This is a genomic window from Mesorhizobium sp. M7A.F.Ca.AU.002.02.1.1, from assembly GCF_003998535.1.
Classification (GTDB): domain Bacteria; phylum Pseudomonadota; class Alphaproteobacteria; order Rhizobiales; family Rhizobiaceae; genus Mesorhizobium; species Mesorhizobium ciceri.
The window spans coordinates 1-434 of sequence record NZ_RZPB01001493.1 but is presented as its reverse complement, the minus strand read 5'-3'; the positions used below and the strand labels follow the sequence as shown (position 1 = coordinate 434).

Sequence of the window (434 nt, the reverse complement as noted above, 5' to 3'; positions counted from 1 at the left end):
GCGATGTCCGAAATGCCGGGCGAGCCGCCGCAATGGCCGGTGAGGAAATGCAGGAACTGACGCGTGTCGCGCTCATAGGCTTCCACCGTCTCGGGCGACAGCCGACGTTCTCGCGCCAGCATCTTCAGCCAGCTTTCGCGCGCCGCCTGGAGATCGGGTTTGGCCGGGATGAGGAATTCCTGCATGGCGGCATTTTCGGATATTCGGGTTAGGAAGCGGTGAATAGCCCGTCATTGAAATGACAGCCGCGTGGGGCTAGAGCAGGCCAAAGGATATTTCGCCATGAGCAAGCTCCAGAATCCTGTCCAGATGGCCGTGATCGGCGCCGCCCATGGCATCAAGGGCGAATTGCGGGTGAAGACCTTCACCGGCGAGCCGCTGGCGCTGGCCGACTACGGGCCGCTCTACGCCAGGGACGGGCGCGCCTTCCAGAT

At 62.9% G+C, this 434-nt stretch carries 1 protein-coding gene and 1 pseudogene; one reads left to right on the top strand and one right to left on the bottom strand.

Annotation, left to right across the window (positions count from 1 at the left end):
• A partial coding sequence (locus EN879_RS38555; RefSeq protein WP_164774972.1) for a site-specific integrase occupies positions 1 to 185 on the bottom strand: 185 nt, incomplete at its 3' end.
• A gap of 97 nt (positions 186 to 282) precedes the next feature.
• Here EN879_RS38555 and EN879_RS38550 point away from each other — a divergent pair.
• A pseudogene (locus EN879_RS38550) lies at positions 283 to 434 on the top strand (ribosome maturation factor RimM); the annotation flags it as partial.